The following is a 3530-nucleotide window of genomic DNA, read 5'->3' on the forward strand; positions in this document are numbered from 1 at the left end:
GGCTGCATTCCCACGCTGGAGCGTGGGAACGATAGGGGGGATGTGAATAATTACGTTGAAACGGTTTTCTTTCCTACTAAATAAACCATTAGGAAATAGTCAATGATTGCTTTCCAATACATTGAGCATGGAAGAGGGTACGATTACTCGCCTGACAGGACGCCGTAAACCCAGCACTTAAATTCCATAGCCTATTGGCCATGATTGATTACATAGATAATTTAGGTGCTGGGTAAATACCTCCATGTAAGTGAATAGGGCGGGGGTCAATCTATAGACAGGCTCTGGTTTAATCCAGTCCTCGGGCTTGAGCGACCTCCCAATGAACTCGTTAAAGCTTAAAGTATTTCCTGGCTAAAATTCATTAAATTAATCATACAAGGCTTGACTGGGACGACTGATTGCCAAGGATGGCATGAACCCAGCACCTAAACTATCTAAGATAGTTAACCATAGATAATGGATTATGGAATTTAGATGCTGGGTAAATGCAGATTTTGCAGGAGCAAAAATCTGCCCTGCCGCCGATACCTGTCAATTGAGCAACCGTACCCTCCTTTCAACAATCCGATCAATATTGAATAAGACAAGTTATTTAGAGCTATATCCTTTGGTTTCTGCTGACTTTGAGTTCAAATGGGTATCAACTATTAACGCGAGCATAGCCTAAATTAACTGTATGAAGTGCTGTGAGGTCTGGAAAATACTCGGGTTTCACTGTCGGCATCGATAGAGTTGATGTTTTCTCGTAAGTAAGACGAGTTGCTAGACTTTAGAATATGAGATAAAACAAATGCAGACCGGCTATGATGAGATTGCTGATTCAGCAACGGCATTGGCGTTTTTTGCGTTTTAAAAGGAACAAGGGTGGCTTTCGATGCAAATGAATTTGAAGGATATGAAAGCGGGCGATTGCGGACGCGTCGTGGGTTACGACAAAAGCTTCTTGCCTTACCGGCAGAAACTGCTGGCGATGGGTTTGACACCCGGCACCGAATTCAAAATTTTGCGCATCGCACCGTTAGGTGACCCGATTGAAATCAGAGTGCGCGGTACCGATCTCAGCATGCGCCCGGACGAAGTCGCCGGCTTGAGAATCGAGCGTCTGGACAAAGTGCCGCCGGCCCCGAAACCTGTCTTGCAGAAACAAGAATACACCGTCGCCGTCATCGGCAACCCCAACTGCGGTAAAACCACGCTGTTCAATGGTTTGACCGGTGCCCGTCAGCATGTCGGCAATTGGGCCGGCGTGACCGTCGAGCGCAAAAGCGGCTTTTATCGGTTCGATGACAAAACCGTCAAAATTGTCGACTTGCCCGGCATCTATGCGTTGGATGTGAGCGCTACGGCCACGGCGCTGGATGAAAAAATTGCCAGGGATTATATTCTTTCGCGGCAGGCGGACCTGATCATCAATATCGTCGATACATCGCATCTCGAACATAACCTCTATCTGACGACACAACTGCTGGAAATGCGGCTACCGCTGCTGGTGGTGCTGAATAACATGGACGACGCGACCGGCCGCGACATCAAGATCGATAGCGACGAAATAGCCCGCCGCCTCGAATGTCCGTTGGTTTCATTGGTTGCGACTCGAGTCGAGGATGTCAGGGCTTTGAAAGCGTCGATCAACCAAGCGGTGGAGCATAGAGTTTTGTCGCATTCGGTGATCGATTATCCGCTTGCGATTCGGGATGCGCTGGATCGACTCACGCCGCTGGTAGAGCAGCAATTGGACAACCGTTACGGCGATGCGCGATGGTTCGCCGTCAAATTGCTGGAACAAGACGCTTTTGCGCTCGGTCATGCCGATCCGTTACTGATCGAGACCGCGAAACAACTGCGCCGGGCGATCGAAGACCAAGCCGCCGAAGAGGCGGATCTTTTGATCGCGGACAGCCGCTACGGTTTTATCGGTCTATTGGTCAATGAGACGCTCACGCGGCAGTCCGAGCTGGGCAGGAACCTTTCCGATAAGATCGATCATGTGATATTGAACCGTTTCTTGGCCATTCCGATCTTCTTCGGCGTGATGTATTTGATGTTCACGTTCACGATCAAACTAGGACGGGCCTTTAAACCTTTCTTCAATGACTTGACTCAGGCGCTTTTTGTCGATGGCATGGGGCATTTCCTGATGCTGCTCGACAGTCCGCAATGGTTGATCATGCTGATCGCCCAGGGTGTCGGCAACGGAATACGGGAAGTGGCCGCGTTCGTTCCTATTCTCGGTTTTCTGTATCTGTTCATTTCGGTATTGGAGGAGTCGGGTTACATGGCCCGCGCGACGTTTGCGATGGACCGCTTGATGCGCGTACTGGGACTGCCCGGCAAGGCCTTTGTACCGATGATTCTGGGTTTCGGCTGTAACGTGCCGGCGATGCTGGCGACCCGGACCTTGGAGAATCCGCGCGACCGGTTGCTGAGCATCCTATTGAATCCGTTCATGACCTGCGGCGCTCGGCTGGCCGTATTTACCTTGTTCGCCGCGGCTTTTTTCCCGGACCACGGCGGCTTGATCGTATTCGTGCTTTATTCGATAGGCGTGTTCTTTGCCGTGCTGACCGCATTGCTGCTGAAGAACACGTTTCTGAAAGAGGAATTTTCGCTGGTGATGATGGAAATCCCGAATTATCACGTTCCTAAGCTGAAAAATGTATTGATTAACAGTTGGACCCGGGTCAAGACCTTCGTCGTGCGGGTCGGAAAAATCATCATCACGATGGTCGTGCTCTTGAACATACTCGGTTCGCTCGGGACGGACGGCGGTTTTAAACCGAACGACATCGAACATTCGGTACTCAGCGCCGCAGGTCGTTCGGTGACGCCGGCGTTGGGGTCGATGGGTATCGACGAAGATAATTGGCCGGCGACGGTTGCGTTGTTTACCGGTATCCTGCATAAAGTCGTCGTCATCAGCACGCTGAAAACGATCTATGCAGAAACCGGACAAGTGGCTTCCGCCCGACAAGTTCAGTCCTTCGACTTGGGCGATGCGGTGGAACGCGCCTTCATGACCATCCCGATGGGGCTGAAAAAAATGTTCGGTGCCGACCCGGTCAATCAATCGGCCGGCCAAGAACCGTTTGTCGAGGCCTTGCATCGGCATTTCGACGGGACGATCGGCGCTTTTGCCTATCTGTTATTTATTTTGCTGTATTTCCCTTGCATCGCGACTTCGGCGGCCGCTTACCGGGAATCCGGTCTAGGTTGGTCGTCGTTCATGGTACTCTGGTCCACGGGGCTGGCTTATTTGACCGCGACGCTGTTTTATCAGTCGGCGACTTTTAGCGAGCATCCGGAAAGCTCGGCGGCCTGGCTGGCCGGGATTGCAATGATCGCCGTTGCGGTTGTGTTGGTGTTTCGTTATTGGGGGAAACGCCGGCAATCATCGATCTGAAACTTCTAGCTCCGTAGGGTACGCTGTGCGTACCATGGCAACCCCACCCGTTCCCTGGCTCCCACGGTCCTCCGTGGGAACCGATACCGGCTTTAAGAGTGGCACGTTGTATTTAAGCCCGGTATGC

At 51.6% G+C, this 3530-nt stretch carries 1 protein-coding gene; it reads left to right on the plus strand.

Going from position 1 to position 3530, the window contains the following annotated elements; genetic code table 11:
* Positions 1-877 precede the first annotated feature (877 nt).
* Complete coding sequence (feoB, locus tag ACRJJO_RS20720) at positions 878-3403, plus strand: Fe(2+) transporter permease subunit FeoB (protein WP_431067474.1); 2526 nt, start codon at positions 878-880, stop codon at positions 3401-3403.
* The last annotated feature ends 127 nt before the right edge of the window (positions 3404-3530 follow it).

This window comes from Methylotuvimicrobium sp. (genome assembly GCF_050611805.1).
In the GTDB taxonomy this organism is placed as follows: domain Bacteria; phylum Pseudomonadota; class Gammaproteobacteria; order Methylococcales; family Methylomonadaceae; genus Methylotuvimicrobium.